Here is a 21,540-nt window from a genome sequence, read left to right as displayed (position 1 = left end):
AGTTCCCGTCTGACTTCCATCAGCCAGTAGTCAAGCAGTTCAGATGAGAAATCGGTTTTCCAGTCTCGGCCACCCCACTGACCGTCGCGGCAAACATCGACGTAGCGCCTCGACGTATCGTGAAACATCAGCGAGGTGCTTATGACTTCCTGAGCGCCAAAGCCTAGTCCGGCCTTGGAGAAAGTGTGCTCTTGAAGGCGGCCTAGTCCCTGCCGAATAAGGGGGCTATCAACCACGGAATCCTGCATCAAGAGCCTCTCTATTTCGGGGACTCAAGATTCGGGAAAAAATCATCTTGCATCAAGTCCTTATCAAAAACATGGGATACTTTGAGCCCACTGGGCAGCCCGGGTTATGGTCCTGGGATGGCTTCTACCTTTAGGTGTAAGCCTAGGGGTTGTCCTGTGTCGACGCGGTGGAGGGCCTTGGTCATGAGGTCTCTTTCGAGTTGGAAGAACGCCAGGGTGTTGGCGGATACGTTGGGGGTTCCGTGGCCTCTGTTTTGGAACATGAGTTGGGCCAGGAGGTTGGCGCCTTCGCCTGGCCCTGCGAAGAGGGACGCGATGAGGTTGCCGCCGTCGTGGCCGAATCCGCCGACACGGCGGCCGGCGAGTATTTGTTGCCACGCGCTGCGGTTGATGTCGCCTTTGAGTAGTCCGGTGATGTGTGCTTCGACGCTCTTGGGCTTGGCGAAGTCATCGGTGATGATCGTGAAGTGGTTCTCCAGGCCGCCGTCAGTTTTCACGACCACGTTGTAGGTGACGTTGGGCATCCGCTTGCCGTTCAGGGTCGCTCTCGGGATGGCAGGGGCACTGTAGCGTTGCCCGCCGGTGAGGGCGGCCAGTTCCGTGGCGCAGGTGGCGTCGGAGTCGAGGATCGCTTGGGCCAGGGCGCTGGCTTTGTCCATGGTCTCGCGGTGCCGGTCCACGATGGACAGGTTTGCATGCCAGTCATCGTTGCCGCCGATGAGCTCGTCCAGGGCCCGGACGTCGGCGCGGAGGGTGTTGATGCGTTGTTTCAGTTCCCTGGCACGGTCCGCGTACGCGGCCAGGACCGAGGCGGCGTTACTGGTCAGGTTGGCCAGGTCCTGGGAGCGGGCGAACACGGGATTGAACCCGGCCAGGACCTGCCCGGCTTCGGGGGCCTCGTACGCCCCGGAAAGACCTGCCCAGGTCCTGGCGGCGTCGTTGACCCCGGAATGGACGTCGTTCCCGGAGACTGCCAGCGCCCGCGCGTGGGTCTCGAGGGCGTCGGGGTCCGGCAGCGGCGGGAGCCCATCAACACTGATCCCGGACGCGCCCGGACCGGCAGCACAGACATCTGCGAAATCCGCGCTCATAGGACGGCGTATGTGGTTAGGTCCGCGGACGTTCGGGCGGACCGGTCAATGCCAGCCATGGATTCTCCCCAATCGAAGTGCTCGGTCGGGCCAAACGATAACCACGGAAAACGGGCTCTAGGTGCTCCAAAAGCCCACCCCTAGTCCCATTCGCGCCAAATTAGGTGGTGAAAACACCAACCCCTAGTCCTGAATGGAACTGTCTAGGTGTTGAACGGGGCGGGTTGAAATGAGCACAAAAATTAGCCATGGACGGGGGCACATAGTGGCAGCCGACGACGACGGGTGGCCGATTCTTGAAGGAGCCCGCGGCCGAGGTGGGCGTCGCTTCAGTCCTGCGTGCCGCCGTCGTTGTCCATCTCACCAAGGTGCCGGACCAATGCGTCCACAATGGGCAGCTGCCCTTTGACGAGCTTGGTCCGGGCCACGGTTTCCTCAACCCATCGGGCGTCGTCGATCTCAGGGAAGTCCTTAACGGCACCGGAGCCCTTGGGCCATTCCATGGGAAAGGTGTTGCTGACAATTTGCTGGGGTTGGAAGTCGCTGGCTTCGGCCGCGAACGCAGTGATGAGTTTGCCGGAGGGCTGCCGGAAAACACCTAATAATTCGTAACTGGCCGTCGGCGGTGGGGTGCCGATTTCTTCGGTAAATTCCCGTTTCGCAGCCGCCAAAGCGTCCTCGTCTTCGGGGAATTCTCCCTTGGGAATCGACCAGGCGTGGTCATCTTTGCGGGCCCAGAAGGGTCCGCCCATGTGGGCTATCCATAGCTCCAATTTCCCGGCCGTGTTTCGTCGGTGAAGGAGGATGCCGGCGCTGCGAATGCTGATGTGCCCTCCCGGGTTTTGGTGATGCCCGCAAAATTCTCGGTCACGTCAAGGCTACTCGTGGAGTGGGTGCCGTTATCCAATTGATGTCGCATAAATGATTCTGCTTGGTCGTTTTGCTTCCGACAGGGCCCTTGCTACTTGATAATCGAGGACAGGCGTTCCTCGGGGGTGGAACGTGGTTGCGGTCACCGGTAACAGCCGGTGACGGTTCTGGGCGCATCAGCAGGAGGAAACAGCTATGGCATTTTCAGTGAGGCTCCTTCCACATGGGGGAAGAAAAGCAATGGGGTTGGCCGTGGTCGTCGCGGTCGGTTTATCGATGTTCACAGGAATAGGCCCATCGCATGCGGCGGACACCACGCCCATGGCTGAGGACCCTGGCCCGGTGGGTAGCTTCGCGTGGAAAGGGTTCAACTGGCAAAAGCGCTTTTGGGGCGGGGCGCCCATGTATAACGCGAGCTGGGATGCCAACAATGTGAGTAATCCGGACGCCAACGGGTATGTCAAACTTTCCATCAGCAACCCCACGGGGTCGGCGCCGAAGGGTGCGGAGTTCCAGTCCACGCGTGAAGGTTTCGGGTATGGCACTTACAGCACCACGGTGGAAAAGGATGTCAGCTCCCTTCAGAAGGAAGTGGTGTGGGGCTGCCTGTTCACCTACGACCCCAACGCGGAGCCGGGCTATACGGAAATTGACCTTTGTGAAGCCTCTGCCTGGGGTGGGGGCGCAGCCTACGGCGAAGACTGGCCTGTGACCCAAGGGCATGGGTATTGGTTTGACGCCACACTGCCGCCTGGGCAGGGAAACAACACCGTCACTTTTGACGTCACCAATGCCCCGATTCTCACCCACAGGATGGTCTGGGAACCGGGCAAGCTGACCTATGAGACGTTTGCGGGGGAAGGCTACGACGGCACATTGCTCAAGAGAACCGTTTTGGAGGGTTCCACGGTCCCGCTTCCCGCTAAGGAACAAATTCACTTCAATCTCTGGGTAACCGGCGGTGGAGGCGGAGATGCCGCACACGTGGCTCCTGAAACAGTCACCATCCGGGACTTCTCCTTTGTTCCCGCCAACCAGGGTCAGCTCACAGCACCAACACCCACCATCTCAGGCACGGCAGCCGTCGGCTCAACGTTGACCGCCGCGCCGGGAACCTGGACCACCGGCACCGCCCTGGGCTATCAGTGGTTCCGGAACGGCACGGCAATTGTCGGTGCAACCAGCGCCACCAGGGTCCTTGCCGCCGCGGATCAGGGCACCAGCCTGACGGTCCGCGTCACGGGAACCAAGGCCGGATACGCAACTGCCGTCAGGGAGTCTGCTCCCACAGCGACAGTAGTAGCCGGGACTTTGGTAGCGCCCACCCCGATTATCACGGGAACGCCGACAGTGGGATCAACGCTTACGGCCAATCCTGGTACATGGACATCCGGGTCCACCTTGACGTATCAGTGGCTTCGCTCGGGTGTGGCAATCCCCGGGGCCACGGCCCGTTCCTACAAGCTGGTGAGTGCTGACCAGGCTGACGCAATGAGCGTGCGGGTTACCGGCACCAAAGCCGGCTACACAACGGTGGTCAAGTTCTCGGCCAGCACGGCCTTGGTGCAGTAGGCCAGTACGGCGAATACAACAAACCCGCAATTGTGTCGCGCTGGAGGTAGCGACACAACTGCGGGTTCGTTGCCTCATCTGGTTTTTCCGTGCCTACTTTTGTGCCCGGACCGGAACGATCCTCTTAACGGCAAGTCCGAGAGCCAGCATGGCAAAGGCAGCCAGCGCGAACCAGAAGAGGTCTCCGGCTCCAGTCAATGCAAGCGTTCCTGAGCCCATCCCGGCTGCTACTGCCCCTGACACTGGGGCTACGGGGTTGTTGTACATGAGTCGGTTTACCAAACTTTCTTTCTGTTGAGTGCTGCATCCAGGTACGCCTTGGCGTGGACAGCCTGGAGGAAGATATCGATGACGGTTTCGTACATGGTTGCGGCCAGGAGCATGTACCTCCAGCCCCGGAAACGCACAGTAACTATGCGTTCCAGGATGAAAATGCCGGTGACGGTAATCCAGAAGGGTTGAAGGTTCAGGCCCATACCGGAAATCAACGCGAACAGGAGGGAACCGAAGTAGGCCAGTGTCACGAGGACGCCGATCATGGAAAGAAACTGGCGTCCCCAGTAAGGCCTGGTTACCTTGGTCCATCCGTATTGCACGCAGTTCTCCACCGCGCCGCGCTTCCAACGCAGCCGCTGTGACCACAATTCACGCCAGGTGGGCATGACTTCCGTGACCAGTGTGCAGTTGGATGGAGACGCGATGCGGTAGCCCAGGGTCAACAGGGCAAAAGAGAGTTCGTTGTCCTCGGTCAGCACCGAGGTGTCATAGACGCCGCCGTTGCCGTTTCCGGGAGGGAGCTCGCCCTTCAACCGGGCGGCCACGACGTCCCGCAAAGTCTTGACGCGGAAAAGGGCCGCCGTGCCGGTGACTACCAGGCACTTGCCGTGAAGTCGCTTCACATCCCGTGCGTAGCGGGCGTATTCGTTGCGCTGCAGGTGGCCCACAAAGCCGCCTCCCGGACCACCGCTGAACACTCCGCCAACAGCGCCGAGCAGTTCGTCAGCCAGCAGGTTCTTGGTGGCGTTTTCGATGAAGTCGAGGGCAAGTTGCGAGTCGGCGTCTTGGACCAGGACCAAGTCCTCTGGGTCGGCATCAGGGAGGAGCTCGCTGAGGGCGAAGTTCAGGGCACCGGCTTTCTTGTCCTTGTTTCCCACGGTGCGCATAACTTCGGCGCCTTGGGCGAGGGCAAGCTCTTCGGTGTCATCGGTGCAGTTATCTGCCACCACGATCACACGGTCCGGGCGATGAGTCTGGTTTTTCAAGGAGAGCAGCGTCTCGGTGATGCCGGCAGACTCATTGTGTGCCGGAACCAGGACGGTGACCACCCCGCCTGCCGCGCGGTGGGATCGTCGCGGCCTGGCAGCCGTGATTTCCGTGAGCATTGTGATCCCTCCGTTCGTGCGTTGACGCGTTGACTCACTAAGAGTTCCAACGCGAACGCAAGATCAGGGGAGGGAAACCGTCAAGGAAAACTCAAGGTTTGCTCAGGACTTTCCATAAGGCGTCACGAATCGGGTTCGAGGACCACTGGTGCACAAATGGAACCCGGACTTGTTCGAATCTCCCGCCGTACAAGATGGGGGGAGGCAAACAACTGCGGGAGATGCGCGCGCTTAAACGCAAGAGGACGACGTCGGGAGGTCCCGGCGTCGTCCTCTTGCGTAGTGCTTGAGCTGCTTAGCGGTTCAGGCTGACCGTGAAGGTTTTCGGTCCGCTCAGGGTGACTGCGATTCCGCAATTTTCGGCGGCAGCGCGGTGTGAGAGGGACTCGATGGCGGCATCGATGGTGTGGTCGATTGCCGACTTGTCCCAGATTTTCAGCGTGATGGAGTCAGTATGTGTCGTCATTGTCAGTACTTTCACTCAGGCCGTTGACAGCCCCAAGCTTCTTCGCAGGGGCCGCATCCTCGTCGGTGAGGATTGCTGATTCAGGTTGTATGGGAACGAATTCCCTCATTCATGGTTCATGCTGCCCACCACGGTTGACAAGTAAATCCGGCTAAGTGTGACCGATTACACGTTCCTCATGACTCCGTGTAACCCGTGCGTCGCGTCCCCGCCTCAGCGACTCAAGCGGCGGGCAGCAAGTCCAGTGTGTAGACCACCAGCTGCACCTTGGGTGCGGGCCGTTCCTTCTCACGGTCGGGCCGGCGGACGTAGCCCAGACGGCGGTAGAGGCGCTGGGACGCTTCATTGTCGACGGCGGTGTCCAGGACCACCCGTTCGGCACCTCTGGCGGCGGCCAAGCGGGCAGATTCATTCAGGAGCCTGCGGCCAAGGCCCGTCCTGCGCGTTTCCGGCAGCACCGCCAACAGCCTGAGCTCCACTTCGCCTTCTTCGGCCTGCCGACTCAGGGGTGAGCCGAAGGGCAGAAGGCTGGCAGTGCCCACCAAGCGGCCGGTTTCCACGTCTTCGGCTACCAGCAGCACGCCTTCGCGGGCCCTGGCGGCAGCATCCAGCAAGAGACTGAGACGCTCTTCGTCGGGCTGATGCGCGCCGGGAAGATGGTGACCGAAACCTTGGTATGTCAGCCGCCCCACGGCGTCGTACTCCTCGTGGCGGGCCTGGCGAATCACATAGGTGCCGGTGGCGGCGGTTGCTGTGGTGGTCATGGTCGTCCTTTCTGCTGCGGATCGAGTCCGAGGTGTGACTTGAGCGTGGTTCCCGAATACTCCGTGCGGGCCAGACCGCGTTCTTGGAGCAAGGGAATGACGCCGGTGGCGAAGCGCTCCAGATCCTGGGGAAGCAGGGAGAACATCAGGTTGAAGCCGTCGGCGGCGCCTTCTGCGTGCCAGCGTGCCAATGAGTCGGCAACGTGCTGCGGGGTTCCGATGAAGTCGTGGTTGCGTTTGTCGCCGGTGAGGATCGAATAGAGATCCTTGAGTGTTACCTCGTCCTCGCGGCCCTGGATCTGTTCCCCGGCGGAACGGAAGTCGGTCCGGGGCCGGGTGATGGTGGGAATGCCGGACTGGGATACCGTGGCGTCCGCTCCGAGCCCGGTGAAATCGAGCTGGCCGGCGAAGTACTCCTGCAGGAAGTCCAGGACCTGCTGATCGGTGATGAGGCTGTCCAGTTCCCGGATGCGTTCCAAAGCTTCCTCGCGGGTGTCCGCGACCACGGGCGAGATGGCTTGGTAGACATAGAGCTCGTCCGGATCACGGCCGAACGCCTGCGCTTGGGCACGGACTGATTCCCGATATTGCCGTGCTTGCGGTATGTCCGGGTGGCTCGCGAAAAGCGCGTTGGCGGACCTTGCCCCCAGCTGCTGCCCGGGGACGGACGTGCCCGCCTGGGCCAGCAAGGGCGAGTGCTGCGGGGACGGTCCGATGTTGAGGGGACCGGCGACCTTGAAGAACTCGCCCTGATAGTCCAGGCGGCTGAGTTTCCGGCGGTCGAAGAATCGTCCCTGCGGTTTGTTGTAGAGGAAAGCGTCCTTGTCCCAGGAATTCCACAGGCCCTGGGTCACCTCAACGAACTCTTCAGCGCGGCGGTAGCGGAGGCTGTGGTCAAAGTGTTCATCGGCGCTGAAGTTACCGGCCGTACTGTTGGTCAGGTCCCGGGTGGTGACGATGTTCCAGCCGACACGTCCGCCGCTGATGTGGTCCGCGGTGAGGGCGGCGCGGGCGAAATTGAAGGGCTCGTCGTAGGACGTGGAGGACGTGGCGATGAGGCCGATGGTGCTGGTGACCGCGCCAAGGGCCGTGACCAGGCCGATGGGGTCGAAGCGATTGAGGATGCCGGGGTTGGACGTCTCGTCGATCGCCAGGGAGTCGCCCAGGAAGATCGCGTCGAACTTGGCTTCTTCGGCAGTTTTGGCGAGCTGTACCTGGTGGGCGAAATCGATGCTCGCCTGAGGGAACGCTGTCTCGTGGCGCCATGAAGCCAGGTGGATGCCGGTGCCCACGAGGTAGGCGAAGAAATGGATCTGCTGGCGTTCACGGATGAGTGTCTGGTTCATGGGCCTGTTCCTGAATGTTCGAAAAGGGTGCCCGCCCGGGACGGGCACCCTGCAAACAGTTACTTGGTTTTCTTGATGGCTTCTTCTTCGGCGGTGAGGACTTCCTGCAGCTTGGCTGCCGTCCAGTCAGCCTTGAATTGAAGGTTGCCGTCGTTGAGCTTGGTCACCGACGCCTCAACCTCGGGGGAGTGGTAAGCATCCACGATCTTCTTCCACGTGGGATCGTCCTTGCGGTCCGCCTTCACTACGAAGCCGTTGATGTAAGGTGCCAAGGACTCCGAGTTCAGGTCTTCCTTGAAGATGATCTTCTCGTCGCCCAAGCCGCCCTTCTGGGCCTGCGTGTTGTTCACCACGGCGGCATCCGTGGTCCCCTTGAGCGCGTTGACCGTCTGGTTGCTGTCCACCGGGACAACCTTGATCTTGCTCGAGGTGATCTCAGCAGGGGTGGACAGCGAGTTGCCACCGTCCTTGAGCTGCAGCAGCCCCGCGGTCTGCAGGTTCAGCAAGGCACGCGCCTGGTTGGTGGGGTTGTTCGGGATGGCAACTTCGGCATCGGCCGGCAGCTCCTCCACGGACTTGAACTTCTCCGAGTACAGCGCCAGCGGGTACACAGCGGTGGCGCCAACAGGAACCAGCGTGCCGTTGCTGTTGACGTTGAACTGCGAGAGGTACTTCAGGTGCTGGAACAGATTGATGTCCACTTGGCCCTGCTGGGTTGCCGTGTTGATCTGGGCACCGTCCGTGAAGTTCTTGACCTCAAGGTCGATGCCCTGGTCCGTCAGCTTGTTCTTCAGGAGGGTCCAGTGTTCCTCGGCGCCGTCGTCCACGCCGATGACCACCTTGGTGTTGGCGGCCGTTGACGAACCACTGGAAGCACCCCCGCATGCCGAGAGCGATAGGGCGGCGATCAGGCCGACGGCGGCTACTAACAGGCGGTTCTTCATGATGCTTCTCCGTACAAAGGGTAGTGATGCGAATGGAAGGTACGGGGTGTTCCCCCGCCTCACGCTAGGCAGTTGCCGCGGTGAGAATCGAACGCCTTCGCAACACTCCGACGCGCACCGTCAAGGAAAGAAACCGCAGGTCACAGGGGGTCATTGGGTTCGATGCGAGGGCTGGGGCGCTGTTGGAATGGGCATCCAATCAACCCCTAAAGGAGGCTCCGGTGAGCGCGATCGTTTCGCTGCGCGGCGTCAGTAAAGTGTTCCCGGTCCAAGGCGGCAAACTCCAAGGAAGCAGACGCACCCGGCGAGCGGAACCGGTACGCGCGGTGGATGACGTCACCCTGGACGTTGAAGAAGGGACCGTCGTAGGCATTGTTGGTTACTCCGGTGCCGGCAAGTCCACGCTGGTACGCCTGCTCAACGGCTTGGAGAGACCCACTCAGGGCCAGGTGTTCGTGAAGGGACAGGACATTTCTTCGCTCCCCGAGGGCGAACTGAGGAGAGTCCGCGCCGGAATCGGCATGATCTTCCAGCAGTTTAACCTCCTGAAGTCCCGCACCGTGTTCGGGAACGTGGCGTACCCCCTCAAGGTGGCGGGCTGGCCGAAAGATAAGATCAAGCCGCGCGTGGACGAGCTGCTTGAGTTCGTGGGCATCGCCGACAAAGCCGGTACCTATCCCCGCCGACTCTCCGGCGGGCAGCAGCAACGCGTGGGCATCGCCCGTGCGCTGGCAAACGCCCCGGACGTCCTGCTCGCCGATGAGGCCACCAGCGCCCTGGACCCGGAAACCACCCGCGACGTCCTGGGGCTCCTGCGCCGCATCAACAAGGAACTTGGCACCACCGTTGTGGTGATCACCCACGAAATGCACGTAGTCCGCGAAATCTGCGACACCGTAGTCATGATGGACTCCGGCCGCGTGGTGGAAACCGGACCAACGTACACGGTGTTCGCCGACCCCCAGAGCGCCTCCACCCAACGCTTCGTCTCCACAGCCGTCCACGGCACACCCGAGCCGGACACCGTCACCCGCCTCTCCGCCGCGCATCCCGGCCAACTCGTCTCCATTGGCATCTCCGAGGCTGCACCCACGCCGCTTGTGGCCGCCACTTTTGAACGCCACGGCGTGGGCTCCAGCGTGGTGTTCGGCGGCGTCACCGAGATCCAGAACAAGATCCTGGGCACACTCACCTACGAACTCACGGGCAGCGACGCCGCGATTGACGCCGCGCTCGCCGACCTTGGCGACGTCACCGCCGTCGAACGCCAAATTCCGACGGCGGCGCGAGCCGAGCGTGCCGTACCGCACCTTCCCGTCCCCGCGAACGCCGGAGAATAGCCATGACCGACTGGACAACCCTCCTGCCCGTCCTGGGCGAATCCTTCCAACAGACCATCTACATGGTGGTCATCACCGTCCTGCTCAGTGGCACCGCCGGGCTAGCGCTGGGCGTCACCCTCTACGCCACCAGGCCCGGAAACCTGTTTGCCAATAAAGCCGTGTTCTCGTTCCTGAACTTCCTGGTGAACATCATCCGGCCCATTCCGTTCATCATCTTCATCACGGCCATTGCGCCGCTGACCTTGATCATCATGGGCACCACTATTGGCACGACGGCGGCGATCCTGCCCATGGCGCTGATGGCCGGCGTCGTGATTGGCCGTGTAGTGGAGCAAAACCTGGTGGCCTCCGACCCGGGCGTGGTGGAAGCCGCGCGTGCTATGGGCGATAGCCGGCTGCACATCCTGTGGTCCGTAGTGATTCCCGAGTCGCTGGCACCGCTGATCCTGGGCTACACGTTCATGATCATCGCGATAGTGGACATGTCTGCCATGGCCGGGTACATCGGCGGCGGTGGGCTGGGCAATTTCGCCATCATGTACGGCTATCAGCAGTTCAACTGGGAAGTCACTCTGGTGACAGTCCTGATCATCATCGTTATGGTGCAGGCCGCACAGTTGCTGGGCAACTTCCTGGCCCAGCGCATCCTTCGCCGCTAACTCTATTTTCAGGGAGAGCTTCAATGCCTATCGAGTTCCTCGGCATGGGTGCCGGCAACGACTCCACGGAGACTTCGCCGGCCACCACGCCCTTCTTCGACCCCCACTACGCTGCCCGCATTGCGCGGATCCACGAGGACAACAACTGGGACCACGTACTCTTTGCGTACAACTCCACCACACAGGATCCCTCAGTCCATGCTGCGTGGGTTGCCGCGAACACGGAACGGATCCAACTGCGACTGGCGCACCGCCCCAACGTCTCCCACCCCACATTTGCGGCGCGGTCCTTCCTGACGCTGGACCACATTGCCCAAGGGCGGCTGACCGTGCACTTCATCACCGGTGGAAGCCAAGCCGACCAAGCCCGCGAAGGTGACTTCCTGTCCAAGGATGCGCGGTATGGGCGGACACAGGAGTACATGCAGATCGTGCGACGGGCATGGTCGGGCGAATCATTCAGTTGGGACAGCGAGCACTACCGCTTTGAGAACTTCGCCTCCGGATTGGCGCCCTTTGCCGGGAAAAGACCGGGTATTTCCTTTGGCGGGTCCTCGGAAGCCGCGTGGTCTGTGGGCGCCGCCGAAGCTGACATCTATGCGCTCTTCGGTGAGCCGCTGGTCGACGCGGCTTCGCAGCAGGAGCAGATCCTTGCGAGGGCCGCCGCGGTGGGGCGTACTGAGCCGTTGCGCTGGCAGATCGCGTTCCGGCCGATCGTCGCGGCGACCGATGGGCTGGCCTGGGAGAAAGCGCACGCCATCCTTGCGAGGCTCGAGTCCCGCCGGTCTGCCGGCGAGGTGATTGATCCTGTCCGCCACTATAACCAGAAGCCCGAAGCCGCCGGCACCCAACGGCTCCTCGCGGCAGCGGAACGCGCGGACCTCCACGACCGCGCCCTCTGGACGGCCCTCGCCAAAGCGGCAGGCGGCGGAGGAGGAAGCGCGACGGCGTTGGTCGGCTCCTATGACACCGTCACCCAGGCGATCCTGGACTACCACGAGCTCGGCTTCGAGATCTTCGGTCTCCGCGGTTACGACTTCGTACCTGATGCCCTTGAGTTTGGCCAGCACGTGATCCCGCAGCTGAAACAGGAAGTGGCGCACCGGGAACATGGCCGCACCGCCGAGGAGCTCCTTGCAACCCGAGCCGCCGCCCGGGCACGGGTGCTGGCCGACGCGTCCTGACCCTCTCTCACATCCCATGCCTTTCCCGTGGACCCTCTCTCACATCCCAAGCGTTTCCCGCCGTCCCTCTCTCACATCCCGTTGGGTTCACCAACGCCCGCCTAGGGGCGTCCCGGGCGGTGGGTCTTCTATACGTGATTCTTCGTTGGAAGGTAATGCAGAGGTTCCCACGGCCCGCTTCCACCGTGCAGGCCGTCGAGCTCTGCTCCCGCCGTTGGGACCGTCCGATGAAGGTATTTGAGTCCTGCCCGCCAGGCAAAGCCCGGAGTGTCAGGCCAACCCCGGATCCACCGCTATTCCGGCACCCGGGCACTCCCCTTTAGCCACATCGATGTGAGAGAGGGATGGCTGGAAGGGCTTGGGATGTGAGAGAGCGTCGGTGGTTAGGGGAGGGTGGCGGCGATTCGGCCGTCGACCAGGACCGCGATGATCTCCTGCTCGGCACTCTCCCCTTCGGCAGCCGTTTCCGCCGGGCCTCGGCTCGCGGACTGTGACGTCTTCTCCGCAACCACCAGACTCACCGGCATGCCCGCAGCAAACGTGCGATAGGGAACGGCAGCACAGACGGCCGGCGCGGAGGGCTGAACGGTTTCCAACGAGCCTAGCGTCACCACTCCCACAACTTCGCGCGGGTGGACTGTTCCAAAGCTTTCGCCCCGGTCCAGCACCAAGAACACAGGCTCGTTCGGAGCCAGTTCCCGGGAGTGAAGTTCGACGGCGGCCTCCGCCACTGTGAGGCCACTCGCCAGAAGCTGGACTCCAGCGGGCGATCCGGAGAGCAACGAGCGGACGGTTCCTTCCGGCGCAGTGGGTTCCAGGAATCCGAGCGAGGTGAGCCAGTGGTCGTCGAAGTAGGTGGAGAGGTAGTTCCTGCCGGAGTCAGGCAGGATCACCACGATGGTGTGGTCCTCGTCCAACGTTTCGGCCAGGTTCAACGCTGCGGCCAGGGCGGTCCCTCCGGTGGCACCGATGAGGAGGCCTTCCTCGCGGGCAGCGCGGCGGGCGGTGAAAATGGCATCACCATCGCTGACGCTGATGTACTTGTCCACCAAAGCAGTGTCGAACGCCTCGGGCCAGATGTCTTCTACAGACGCCGGGTGCAGAGGATGGCCCGCGCCCTCGGTGTATTTGAGCGAACCATTGCCGCCTCCATAGCGGGAGTGCTCGGGATCGGCGGCAATGACCTGCACCAGGCCGTCGCTGGCCTGCTTCAAGAACCGACCGGTTCCACTAATGGTCCCGCCCGTCCCGACGCTGGCCACGAAGTGGGTTACCGACCCGCGGGTGTCGGCCCAGATCTCCGGCCCGGTTCCCTCCAAGTGGGCCTGGGGGTTGGCAGGGTTGTCATACTGCAAGGCGAGCCAGGCGCCCGGGGTTTCCGCAGCGAAGGCCGCCGCCCGATTGGCCAGGTGGCCGGGATCGGATCGCGGAACGAAATCGACCACCAGGTGGACCTCGGCTCCGAAAGCGCGCAAGAGGCGTATTTTTTCAGCAGCCGTGGCCGCCGGAGCGAAGATCACCGAGCGATACCCCAGCTGCGCGGCCACCAAGCTCAGGCCGATGCCGGTGTTACCGCTGGTCCCTTCCACCACAGTCCCGCCCGGTCCGAGCAGGCCCGCGCTTTCTGCGGCCCGGATCATGGAGAGGGCAGCCCGGTCTTTCACGCTCCCGCCGATGTTCTGGAACTCGAGTTTCGCGTAAATGCGGGGCCGGACACCTTCGCCAAGCCGCTTCAGTCGAAGCAGGGGAGTGCCGCCGATTGCGTCCAAGACTGATTCATACACGGTCATGCGGCCCACGCTAGGACGCGGACATCGCCCCACAAAAAAGCGTTTCCCGCTGCGTCCTTCCGTGACCGGAGCGTCGGCGAACAAGCCCCAAAGAGTCATAAACAGGTCACCCGCGGTAACCCGGATTAATGCCCCTTAACCGGGTGTCTTGCGATGCCAAAAGCCAGCAGGGACGCGCCTAGAGTCCTCAATCATGGGCCACGGAAATCACGCTAAACGTTCCGCTCTCTGGCTTTGCCTCGGTGCAGGATTCATCACGCTGTTGGACCAGTCAATGTTCGTGTTGGCGGTTCCCGCGATGTCCGCTTCCCTGCATGCCGACTCAGGGTCTGTGCAGTGGATCCTGGCCAGCTACTCGCTGGCGTTCGGCGTCGCGTTGGTTCCCGCAGGCAGGCTGGGCGACATCGTCGGGAGGCGCACGCTTTTCATCGCCGGCATTGCCGTCTTCGGGGCATCCAGCCTGGTGGGCGGCCTGGCCACCGACCCGTCGCTGGTCATCATCGCCAGGCTCCTCCAAGGTCTCGGCGCGGGCACCCTGAATCCGCAGGTCCTTGGCCTCCTGCAGGACATCTATTCGGGACACGACCGTGCGAAAGCACTTGGCGCCTACGCTGCCGCTGGCGGGTCCGCGGCGGTATGCGGACCGCTGATCGGCGGACTTGTCTTGTCCCTGGGCGACCCCGAGATCGGATGGAGGATCCTGTTCCTCGCGAATGTTCCGCTGGTGCTAATCCTCGTGCCGCTTGCGTTCAGGCTCCTGCCACGTCCGGCCAAGCGGCTGGAAAACAGCAAGCCCTCAATAGACGTCCTGGGCGCCTTGTTGCTCGGCGGTGTGGTGATCGCTTCCCTCATCCCAACGATTTACGGTGCGGGCATCATCGCCGTGACGTCGTTGGCGGTCGGTACGGGAGCCCTCCTGGCCTTCGCCGGCTGGGAGATCCTCTACCACCGGAGCGGCCGAACCCCGTTGCTTAGTGCCTCGTTGGTGAAATCCAGGGGTTACGCCTTGGGCACGGTGGTGGCGCTCTGCCAGTTCGGCGTCGGCGCCGGAATGGCCGCGGTGACCGCTTTCTACTTCCTCTCCGGGACAGGGATGGCGCCGTTGGCGGCCGCGGCCATCCTCGCGCCGCAAGCCGCCGGGATGCTGCTGGCGTCCAGTTTCAGTTGGCGTTTCGTAGCCCGGTACGGGCGTGCCGGAATCGTCTTCGCGCTCGTGGGCAGCTTGGCTTGCCTAATTGCCAAGGACCTTTTCGTGCAAAGGCTCGACGGCGGGACAGCGGCTCTCGCGGTAGCTGCTGTCGGGCTTGCCCAGGGTGTAGCCACCGGACTGGTGGTCGCCCCGAACCAGACACTCACGCTTGCGCACGCACCTGCCTGCACCGCCGGAGTGGCGGCGGGTTTCTACCAACTCAGCCAACGATTCGCGGCGGCAATGTGTTCAGCCGCGGCCGCAGGCATGTTCCTGCAAGCCCAGGGAGCGGCCACCGGCCAGGCTTCAAGGGACGCTTTCCACCAAGGCATCGTGATGTGCTGTGTCCTGCTGGGCGTCGCCTTGCTCGCCGGCGGACTCGACTGGTTCCGCGAGGCGCGGGACCGCAGAAACGCAAGTGCCGCCGTCGTGACTTCCGGGATGGAAGCCCCGACGGCGGCGGCAGTACTTACGCCGGAACGTCCGACGGCGGGAGGTGCTCAGCGTTCGGAGGCCACCGAACCAGTGGACGCCTGAGCTGCGGGAGCCGGCGGGGCCGTCGGCCCGGTGGTGGGGACGCCGGCGTCGCGGAGTGCCGGGAAGCCGCCGTCCACGTGGACCGCGTTGGCGTAGCCGAGCACCTTGAGCTTCTGCGCGACGGGACGTGAGCCGTTCACGGAGCCGCAGAACACCACGATCTTCTGGTCCGTCCCGCTGACTTGGGCCAGGCGGTGGGCGGATTCCGGGCTGAAGTCTTCCTCCACATGCTCGCGGTTGACCACCACAGCACCGGGGACTGCGCCGGTGCTGGCGCGGCCGCCTTCGCTGCGGACATCGATCAGGAGGGCGCCTTCTTCGATGAGTTTGGCGGCGGCTTCGGCGGTAATCAGCTGGGTGTCTTCTTGTACCGCTTCCTGGACTGATTCCTGAACTGTGGTTTCGATGGACATGGTGCTCCCTCTGTAGGTGGTGGTTGGAAAATCGGAAAGCTAGAGACCCCAGGCCTCGGCGAGCAGTTGGTAGGAGTTCTGCCGGTCGGCGGGGTCGTGGGCAATGGTGGTGATGAGCAGTTCCTGGGCTCCGGTGGCGCGTTGCAGCGTGCGCAGCTTGGCGCTGACTTGGTGGGGGTCGCCCACCAGTCTGGTGTCCACGCGGTCTTTGATCAGTTCCTGGGCTTCCGCTTCCAAAGGAAGATCCAGGGCATCGTCCGGCGAGGGGTAGGGGATGGCACCCTGGCCGCTGCGGATACCGTAAACCCACTGGGCGTAGCCGCGGGCGAGTCGCTGTGCTTGGTGTTCGTCCGGGGCCACCAACACGTCTGCCGAGACGATCACGTGCGGTTCCTGCAAGGTATCGGACGGTTCGAAGTGTGCGCGGTACTCGGCGATGGAGTCCAGCACGCCCGCGGGTGCAACGTGGTAGTTCGCACCGAAGGGAAGGCCCAGTTTTCCCGCTAGCCGTGCGCTTGGCCCGGCTGTTGAGCCGTGGACCCAGAACTGCGGCGCCTGTCCCAGAGCCGGGGTAGCCGTGACTTCCTCGCCGTGCTTCGTTCGGTAGTCGCCGGTGAAGAACCCGATGATGTCCTGGACGTCGTTCTCGAAGTTGTCCGTATCCCCGGGGAAGCGGCCCAGCAGTTCACCCTGCAACCGGAACTTCCTGGGCAGGACAGCGCCGAAGATGGGTCGTGGTGAAGGGATCAGCAAACCGTCAACCACGCGATCGCTGACGGCTTCCGCAGCGGGAACCACTCCGGGTGCCGGTTCGCTGGGCGACTTGGGCGGACCTGAGCGACCAAAGCCCAGGTCCAGGCGGTCAGGGAATACTGCCGCGAGCGTTCCGATGCTCTCTGCGATCTGAAGCGGCCTGTAGTTCCCCAGTAGCGTGGCCGCGGTCCCTACACGGATGGTCTTGGTGGCCGATGCCACCAAACCGGCAAGGATGTGCGGAGCAGAGCCAGCAACGCCGGTATTGAGGTGGTGCTCGGCCAACCAGTAGCGCGAGTAGCCGGAAGCCTCGGCAGCAGCCGCGAGGTCAAGCGTGCTGCGCAGTGCCTCGCCGGGGGTCTGCCCGGCCGACACCGGGCTGAGGTCAAGGACGGACAGGGGAGTAACTGAAGGCTTCGGCATGGCACGACACTACGGAGCCCGGCGCAGAGCCCAAAGCCGATCCGTCACCCCGCTCAACCGGACTAAATCCAGCGAAATCCGGCGAAACGGACCGTCACAAGAGCGCCTTCTCCGGCCCGAAAATGACGAATCTGGCAGCCCGTTGACGCGGTATTTCCCGCCTTGACGCCGCAAGTCCAGCGGTTTGTACATTCCTTGGACAGCCTCCTAGATTCAAGTCCAGGTCAAGAGTCAGCATGCCAAGGACCGGCTCGTGCTGCGGCAACCCTCAGGCATTAAGTGGCGGGGTGCTCCGGAAACAGACCAGGCCGCACATGCGGCAAGTGAATGTCGTCCCGGCCGCCGCGCGGCTCTGAAAGAGAGAATCATGCCTTCCACTCCTGTACCTGAATTCCGCTCCCGCGTCATCGCATTGGAGCTCGACGGCGATGGCGCCCACCCAGCGTCGTGGCGCAAGGCCCACCATGATCCGCAGGCACTATTGGGGGGCCCACGGATCCGTGAAACTGTCCAAGCAGCGGACATCGCCGGTTTCCATGTGGCAACGTTCAAGGACACCCGCGTTGTGGATCCTGGAAGCACCGGGATTGCGGGCCGTTTGGACGCGATCCAGCGGGCGGCCTTTGCAGCAGCGATCACCCGGTCCATCGGTCTTGTCCCTGAGGCCGGAACGCTCTTCACCGAACCGTTCCATGTGGCTACGCAGTTGGCCAGCCTGGACTACTCCTCGCTGGGCAGGGCAGGGTGGCTGGTCAACGCGGACAACCTTGAAGAGGAAGCCCGATCGGTGGGCCGAGCACCGTTGCCTGCAGGAGAAAACACCAGCGAAGCCGCAGACGCCGTGCAGGCGAGCCGCCGGCTGTGGGACTCCTGGGAAGACGACGCGGTGATCCGTGACGTCTCCACCGGCCGCTACATTGACCGGGACAAGCTGCACCACGCCGACTTCGAAGGTGAACGCTTCTCCGTCAAGGGACCGTCCATCATCCCGCGCCCCTTGCAAGGCCAGGTGGTGGTGTTCGCGCCCGCTGAGCTGCTTCCCGCCGTCGAAGCTGACGTTGCCCTGATCACCGCGGAAACCCCGGACGCCCTCGCAAAGGCAGCCCAAGCGGCAGCCACGGCCGGCGCTCCACGGACACTCGTGGAGCTGGACGTCATCCTCGATTCCCGTGGACAAGCCGCGGAGGACCGCCTGGCCGAGCTGGACTCGTACGAAGAGTGGACGGGCGGTGCCCGCTACGTGGGCAGCGCGGAAGGGCTGGTGGAATTGCTCACCACGCTGTTCGCAGCAGCCGACGGCGTCCGCCTCAAGCCAGCGGTACTGGACGTGGACCTCCCCGAACTGGCCAACAAGGTCCTGCCCGAACTGCGCCGCACCGGGCTGGTGGTACCGCCGGCCCCGGGACGCACGTTGCGGGAAACCTTCGGACTTCCCCGTCCCGCGAACCGCTTCGCCGCGGCCTGACCATCGCCCGCCGCCAAGAGCCCACGAGCCAGACATAGAGAGCAGAACCATGACCCATCATCACCGCATCGCAGGCAACGGCCAGATCCAGTTCGGTGTCTTCTTCCAAGGCGTTAACCACACCACCGTATGGAAGGACGCGCAGAGCGGCTCGCAAACTGACTTCGAATCATTCCGCCGGGTAGCCCAGACAGCTGAACGCGGCCTCTTCTCCGCCTTCTTCCTCGGAGAGGGACTGCGCCTTAGGGAACACCTGGGCCGGATCCACGATCTCGACGTCGTCGGCCGTCCCGACGCCCAGACCGCACTCGCCGCGCTCGCAGCCGTCACCACCAGCATCGGTCTGGTGGCCACGCAAAACACCACATACAACGATCCCGCGGACCTTGCCCACCGCTTGGCCAGCCTGGACCTACTGTCCGGCGGCCGTGCGGCATGGAACATCGTCACTACGGACAACGCATGGACCGGTGCCAACTTCAGGCGCGGCGGGTTTCTCCAGCACGAGGACCGCTACACCCGGGCCGAAGCGTTCGTTCAGACGGCCAAGGCTATTTGGGATTCCTGGGCCGACGGTGCAATCGCCGGGTCCCGGAATGATCCGCGCTGGCTCCGCGAGGACGCCATCAGCACGGTCAAGCGCCACGACGAGAGTTTCGACGTCGAAATCACCGGGCGCTTGCCGCGTTCCAGCCAGCAGCACCCGGTCCTGTTCCAGGCAGGCGACTCACCGGACGGCCGCGACTTCGCTGTTCGAAACGCCGATGTGATCTTCTCTGCGCACCCGGAACTGGAAGACGCCAAGGAATTCCGGGACGACATCGTGGCCCGCACCCTCAAGGCCGGCCGCCCGGCGGATGACGTGAAGATCTTTCCGGGCCAGGAGTTTATCCTCGGTGCCACAGCGGCAGAAGCTGAGGAGAAACACCAGTGGGTCCGGTCCCTGCAGGTGGGCCCTGAGACGGCCATCGCCTACTTGGAACAGTTCTGGGGACGAACCCTGACCGAATACGACCCCGACGGTCCGCTGCCGGACATCGACCCGATTGTGGACGTCACCAACCCCACCCGCGGCAACGCCTTCCACGGGAAGAGCGCCAAGGACCTCGCTGCCCAGTGGCGAGCTGACGCCAAGGAAAACGGCCAGTCGATCCGCCAGTTCGTCGCTGCCCGCTCCCGGCTCAATGGCCGTGGCCTGGTGGGATCCTACGACGATATTGCGGACAAACTCGCCGAATACGCCCACGCCGGCGCCGTTGACGGCTTCAACATCACTCCGTGGATCGTTCCGGGCGGCCTGGACGACATCGTCAACGAACTGGTTCCGCGGCTGCAGGACCGCGGCGTCTACCGCACCGAATACGAAGGCACCAACCTCCGCGAAAACCTCGGCCTCCGCGCCCCGCTGACCCGCCGCGGATCACTCACCAGCACCCAACTCACTGAAAGCGAAGAAGTCGCATGAGCGTCCCCAACCATCCCGCAGACCGCAAGCTGCGGAAACCTGCCGCCGTCGTCTCCGTCCTGGGAGCCGTTGCGCTCCTCGCCTCAGCTTGCGCCGGAGGGGCCGACGCCGGCACTCAGCAAAGTGCCGACGCCACGCCGGTCTCGGGTGGCAACCTGAACTTCGCCGTGTCCGTGGACCGTGGCTGCATCGACCCGCAGCAGGTGGGAAACAACGATGCGATCGCGATTGCCCGCCAGACGGTGGCCTCGTTGACGTCGCAGGATCCGAAGACGGGCGAGATCGTCCCGTGGCTTGCGGAGAAGTTCGAAACCAACACCAATGCCACGAGCTTCACGTTCACACTCCGCAGCGGTGCGACCTTCGCCGACGGGACCGCGATTGATGCTGCCTCGGTGAAGACCAACTTCGAGGCCATCAAGGCACTCGGTGCCAAAGCAACACTTGGGTCCACGTACCTGAGCGACGTCAGCGCCATCACCGTGAAGGACCCGCAGACCGTGGTGGTGGACTTCTCCAAGCCGAACGCGCAGTTCCTCCAAGCGACGTCCACGTTCACGCTCGGCCTGTTGTCCCCGGCGTCTGCCACTCTCTCCGAGGCGGACCGTTGCGCCGGAAAGTTCTCCGGCTCCGGCCCGTTCAGCGTAAAGAGCTACACCGTGGACAAGGAAGCCGTCTTGGAACGCAGGGCCGGCTACAACTGGCCCGCCGCCACCAACAGCAACAAGGGCGAGGCGTATCTGGACACTGTGACCTTCAAGATCATTCCGGAGGCGGGAAACCGCACGGGCAGCCTGCAGTCCGGGCAGATAGACGCCACGGCAGCGATCTCCGCAGCTGACATCACCCTGTTCAACGGCAACGGCTTCTGGAACGAAACCCGCGCCAACCCGGGTGTCGTCTACAACCTGTACGCCAACCAGTCCACCCCGAAGCTCAAGGAAACGGCTGTTCGCCAAGCCATTTCCAAGGCCATCAACCGGGAGGAAATCACCAAGACCTTGCTGACGGAAGCGGACCAGCCGGCTAAGGGTGTTCTCTCCCACACAACGCCGTACTTCAAGGATTACAGCGAGCTGCTCAAGCACGATCCTGTCGGCGCCAAGAAGCTCCTGGACGATGCCGGCTGGAAAGAGGGCGCAGAGGGCATCCGCGAAAAGAACGGTGAAAAGCTTTCCTTCAAGGTCACCTACTGGCAGTCGCCCAAGGAAGTCCTGGAACTCGTCCAGCAGCAGCTCAAAGTGATTGGCGTGGACCTGCAGCTGAAGTTCACCACCATCGCGGACGTTACGGCTGCCCAGGCCGACAAGAGCTATGACTTCTCCTACGGCAACCTGACCCGCAGCGACCCGGATGTCCTTCGGACGGTGTTTGCCTCCACCACAGCCCGTGGCGGAAGCAACTTGCGCGAGAAGCTGCCCGTGGACGACGTCCTGGGCGAGCAGGCCGCGGCGCTGGACAAGGACGCACGCCAGAAGCTGGTGGACCAAGCACAGGAAATCCTGATCAAGGACGCCCACTCCATCCCGCTGTATGAACTGTCCACCACCATCTCCGCCAGCGAGCACGTCAAGGGCCTCACCTTTGAAGCCTCCAGCCGCCTGGACTTCTACGACGCCTGGCTGAGCAAGTAGGA

Annotated in this window: 19 protein-coding genes and 1 riboswitch; of the genes, 8 read left to right on the top strand and 11 right to left on the bottom strand. The window is 63.1% G+C overall.

Features of this window, described 5'->3' with window-relative positions:
• Window positions 1–352: 352 nt before the first annotated feature.
• Window positions 353–1,339, bottom strand: coding sequence for a DNA/RNA non-specific endonuclease (locus AC1RJY_RS07605; protein WP_498602024.1), 987 nt, complete (start codon window positions 1,337–1,339; stop codon window positions 353–355).
• Between the two features lie 329 nt (window positions 1,340–1,668).
• On the bottom strand, window positions 1,669–2,166 hold the full coding sequence (locus tag AC1RJY_RS07600) for an NUDIX hydrolase (protein ID WP_043806326.1): 498 nt from the start codon (window positions 2,164–2,166) through the stop codon (window positions 1,669–1,671).
• 364 nt (window positions 2,167–2,530) lie between these two features.
• Between AC1RJY_RS07600 and AC1RJY_RS07595 the strand changes: the two genes are divergently transcribed.
• Window positions 2,531–3,781 (top strand): hypothetical protein, encoded by a 1,251-nt coding sequence (locus AC1RJY_RS07595; protein ID WP_498602023.1) that lies wholly within the window; start codon window positions 2,531–2,533, stop codon window positions 3,779–3,781.
• Window positions 3,782–3,874: 93 nt separating this feature from the next.
• Here the strand turns inward: AC1RJY_RS07595 and AC1RJY_RS07590 are convergent, their stop codons facing one another.
• The 6 genes from AC1RJY_RS07590 to AC1RJY_RS07565 all read right to left on the bottom strand — a co-directional run bounded on the left by AC1RJY_RS07590 (window position 3,875) and on the right by AC1RJY_RS07565 (window position 8,683).
• On the bottom strand, window positions 3,875–4,048 hold the full coding sequence (locus AC1RJY_RS07590) for a hypothetical protein (protein WP_017200667.1): 174 nt from the start codon (window positions 4,046–4,048) through the stop codon (window positions 3,875–3,877).
• An 8-nt stretch (window positions 4,049–4,056) separates the two neighbouring features.
• Window positions 4,057–5,163: a glycosyltransferase family 2 protein gene (locus AC1RJY_RS07585; RefSeq protein WP_011776071.1), complete on the bottom strand. Its 1,107-nt coding sequence runs from the start codon at window positions 5,161–5,163 to the stop codon at window positions 4,057–4,059.
• Between the two features lie 295 nt (window positions 5,164–5,458).
• On the bottom strand, window positions 5,459–5,629 hold the full coding sequence (locus tag AC1RJY_RS07580; RefSeq protein WP_178994140.1) for a hypothetical protein: 171 nt from the start codon (window positions 5,627–5,629) through the stop codon (window positions 5,459–5,461).
• 221 nt (window positions 5,630–5,850) lie between these two features.
• On the bottom strand, window positions 5,851–6,393 hold the full coding sequence (locus tag AC1RJY_RS07575) for a GNAT family N-acetyltransferase (RefSeq protein WP_011776069.1): 543 nt from the start codon (window positions 6,391–6,393) through the stop codon (window positions 5,851–5,853).
• On the bottom strand, window positions 6,390–7,739 hold the full coding sequence (locus AC1RJY_RS07570) for an LLM class flavin-dependent oxidoreductase (RefSeq protein WP_498602022.1): 1,350 nt from the start codon (window positions 7,737–7,739) through the stop codon (window positions 6,390–6,392). The genes AC1RJY_RS07575 and AC1RJY_RS07570 overlap by 4 nt, the downstream gene beginning before the upstream one ends.
• 59 nt (window positions 7,740–7,798) lie before the next feature.
• A complete protein-coding gene (locus tag AC1RJY_RS07565) occupies window positions 7,799–8,683 on the bottom strand; it encodes a MetQ/NlpA family ABC transporter substrate-binding protein (protein WP_498602021.1) in 885 nt (294 codons plus the stop codon).
• Between the two features lie 221 nt (window positions 8,684–8,904).
• Here AC1RJY_RS07565 and AC1RJY_RS07560 point away from each other — a divergent pair, with 221 nt between their 5' ends.
• Genes AC1RJY_RS07560 through AC1RJY_RS07550 form a run of 3 tightly spaced genes read left to right on the top strand, consistent with a single transcriptional unit; the run spans window position 8,905 to window position 11,869 of the window.
• On the top strand, window positions 8,905–10,023 hold the full coding sequence (locus tag AC1RJY_RS07560) for a methionine ABC transporter ATP-binding protein (protein ID WP_498602020.1): 1,119 nt from the start codon (window positions 8,905–8,907) through the stop codon (window positions 10,021–10,023).
• 2 nt (window positions 10,024–10,025) lie between these two features.
• Window positions 10,026–10,685, top strand: coding sequence for a methionine ABC transporter permease (locus tag AC1RJY_RS07555; RefSeq protein ID WP_498602019.1), 660 nt, complete (start codon window positions 10,026–10,028; stop codon window positions 10,683–10,685).
• A 23-nt stretch (window positions 10,686–10,708) separates the two neighbouring features.
• On the top strand, window positions 10,709–11,869 hold the full coding sequence (locus tag AC1RJY_RS07550) for an LLM class flavin-dependent oxidoreductase (protein WP_498602018.1): 1,161 nt from the start codon (window positions 10,709–10,711) through the stop codon (window positions 11,867–11,869).
• A gap of 383 nt (window positions 11,870–12,252) precedes the next feature.
• Here the strand turns inward: AC1RJY_RS07550 and AC1RJY_RS07545 are convergent, their stop codons facing one another.
• Window positions 12,253–13,659, bottom strand: coding sequence for a PLP-dependent cysteine synthase family protein (locus AC1RJY_RS07545; protein ID WP_498602017.1), 1,407 nt, complete (start codon window positions 13,657–13,659; stop codon window positions 12,253–12,255).
• 193 nt (window positions 13,660–13,852) lie between these two features.
• Between AC1RJY_RS07545 and AC1RJY_RS07540 the strand changes: the two genes are divergently transcribed.
• Entirely contained in the window at window positions 13,853–15,385 is a 1,533-nt protein-coding gene (locus tag AC1RJY_RS07540) for an MFS transporter (protein ID WP_498602016.1), read from the top strand.
• Here the strand turns inward: AC1RJY_RS07540 and AC1RJY_RS07535 are convergent.
• Together AC1RJY_RS07535 and AC1RJY_RS07530 are read right to left on the bottom strand one after the other, a co-directional pair.
• On the bottom strand, window positions 15,349–15,798 hold the full coding sequence (locus AC1RJY_RS07535) for a rhodanese-like domain-containing protein (protein ID WP_011776062.1): 450 nt from the start codon (window positions 15,796–15,798) through the stop codon (window positions 15,349–15,351). The genes AC1RJY_RS07540 and AC1RJY_RS07535 overlap by 37 nt on opposite strands.
• 39 nt (window positions 15,799–15,837) lie before the next feature.
• Window positions 15,838–16,974, bottom strand: coding sequence for an LLM class flavin-dependent oxidoreductase (locus AC1RJY_RS07530; protein ID WP_498602015.1), 1,137 nt, complete (start codon window positions 16,972–16,974; stop codon window positions 15,838–15,840).
• A 222-nt stretch (window positions 16,975–17,196) separates the two neighbouring features.
• Window positions 17,197–17,306, top strand: a riboswitch (SAM riboswitch).
• A 35-nt stretch (window positions 17,307–17,341) separates the two neighbouring features.
• Between AC1RJY_RS07530 and AC1RJY_RS07525 the strand changes: the two genes are divergently transcribed.
• From AC1RJY_RS07525 to AC1RJY_RS07515, 3 genes are read left to right on the top strand one after another with little or no spacing between them, the layout of a single operon-like run.
• Complete coding sequence (locus tag AC1RJY_RS07525; RefSeq protein WP_498602014.1) at window positions 17,342–18,439, top strand: LLM class flavin-dependent oxidoreductase; 1,098 nt, start codon at window positions 17,342–17,344, stop codon at window positions 18,437–18,439.
• Window positions 18,440–18,488: 49 nt separating this feature from the next.
• A complete protein-coding gene (locus AC1RJY_RS07520; protein WP_498602013.1) occupies window positions 18,489–19,904 on the top strand; it encodes an NtaA/DmoA family FMN-dependent monooxygenase in 1,416 nt (471 codons plus the stop codon).
• The gene (locus tag AC1RJY_RS07515) at window positions 19,901–21,538 is read left to right on the top strand and encodes an ABC transporter substrate-binding protein (protein ID WP_498602012.1); all 1,638 of its coding nucleotides are present in this window, start codon (window positions 19,901–19,903) and stop codon (window positions 21,536–21,538) included. The genes AC1RJY_RS07520 and AC1RJY_RS07515 overlap by 4 nt, the downstream gene beginning before the upstream one ends.
• The last annotated feature ends 2 nt before the right edge of the window (window positions 21,539–21,540 follow it).

Source organism: Arthrobacter sp. GW822-FHT05G07, assembly GCF_058799755.1.
This window is presented reverse-complemented; position numbering and strand designations above follow the sequence as displayed.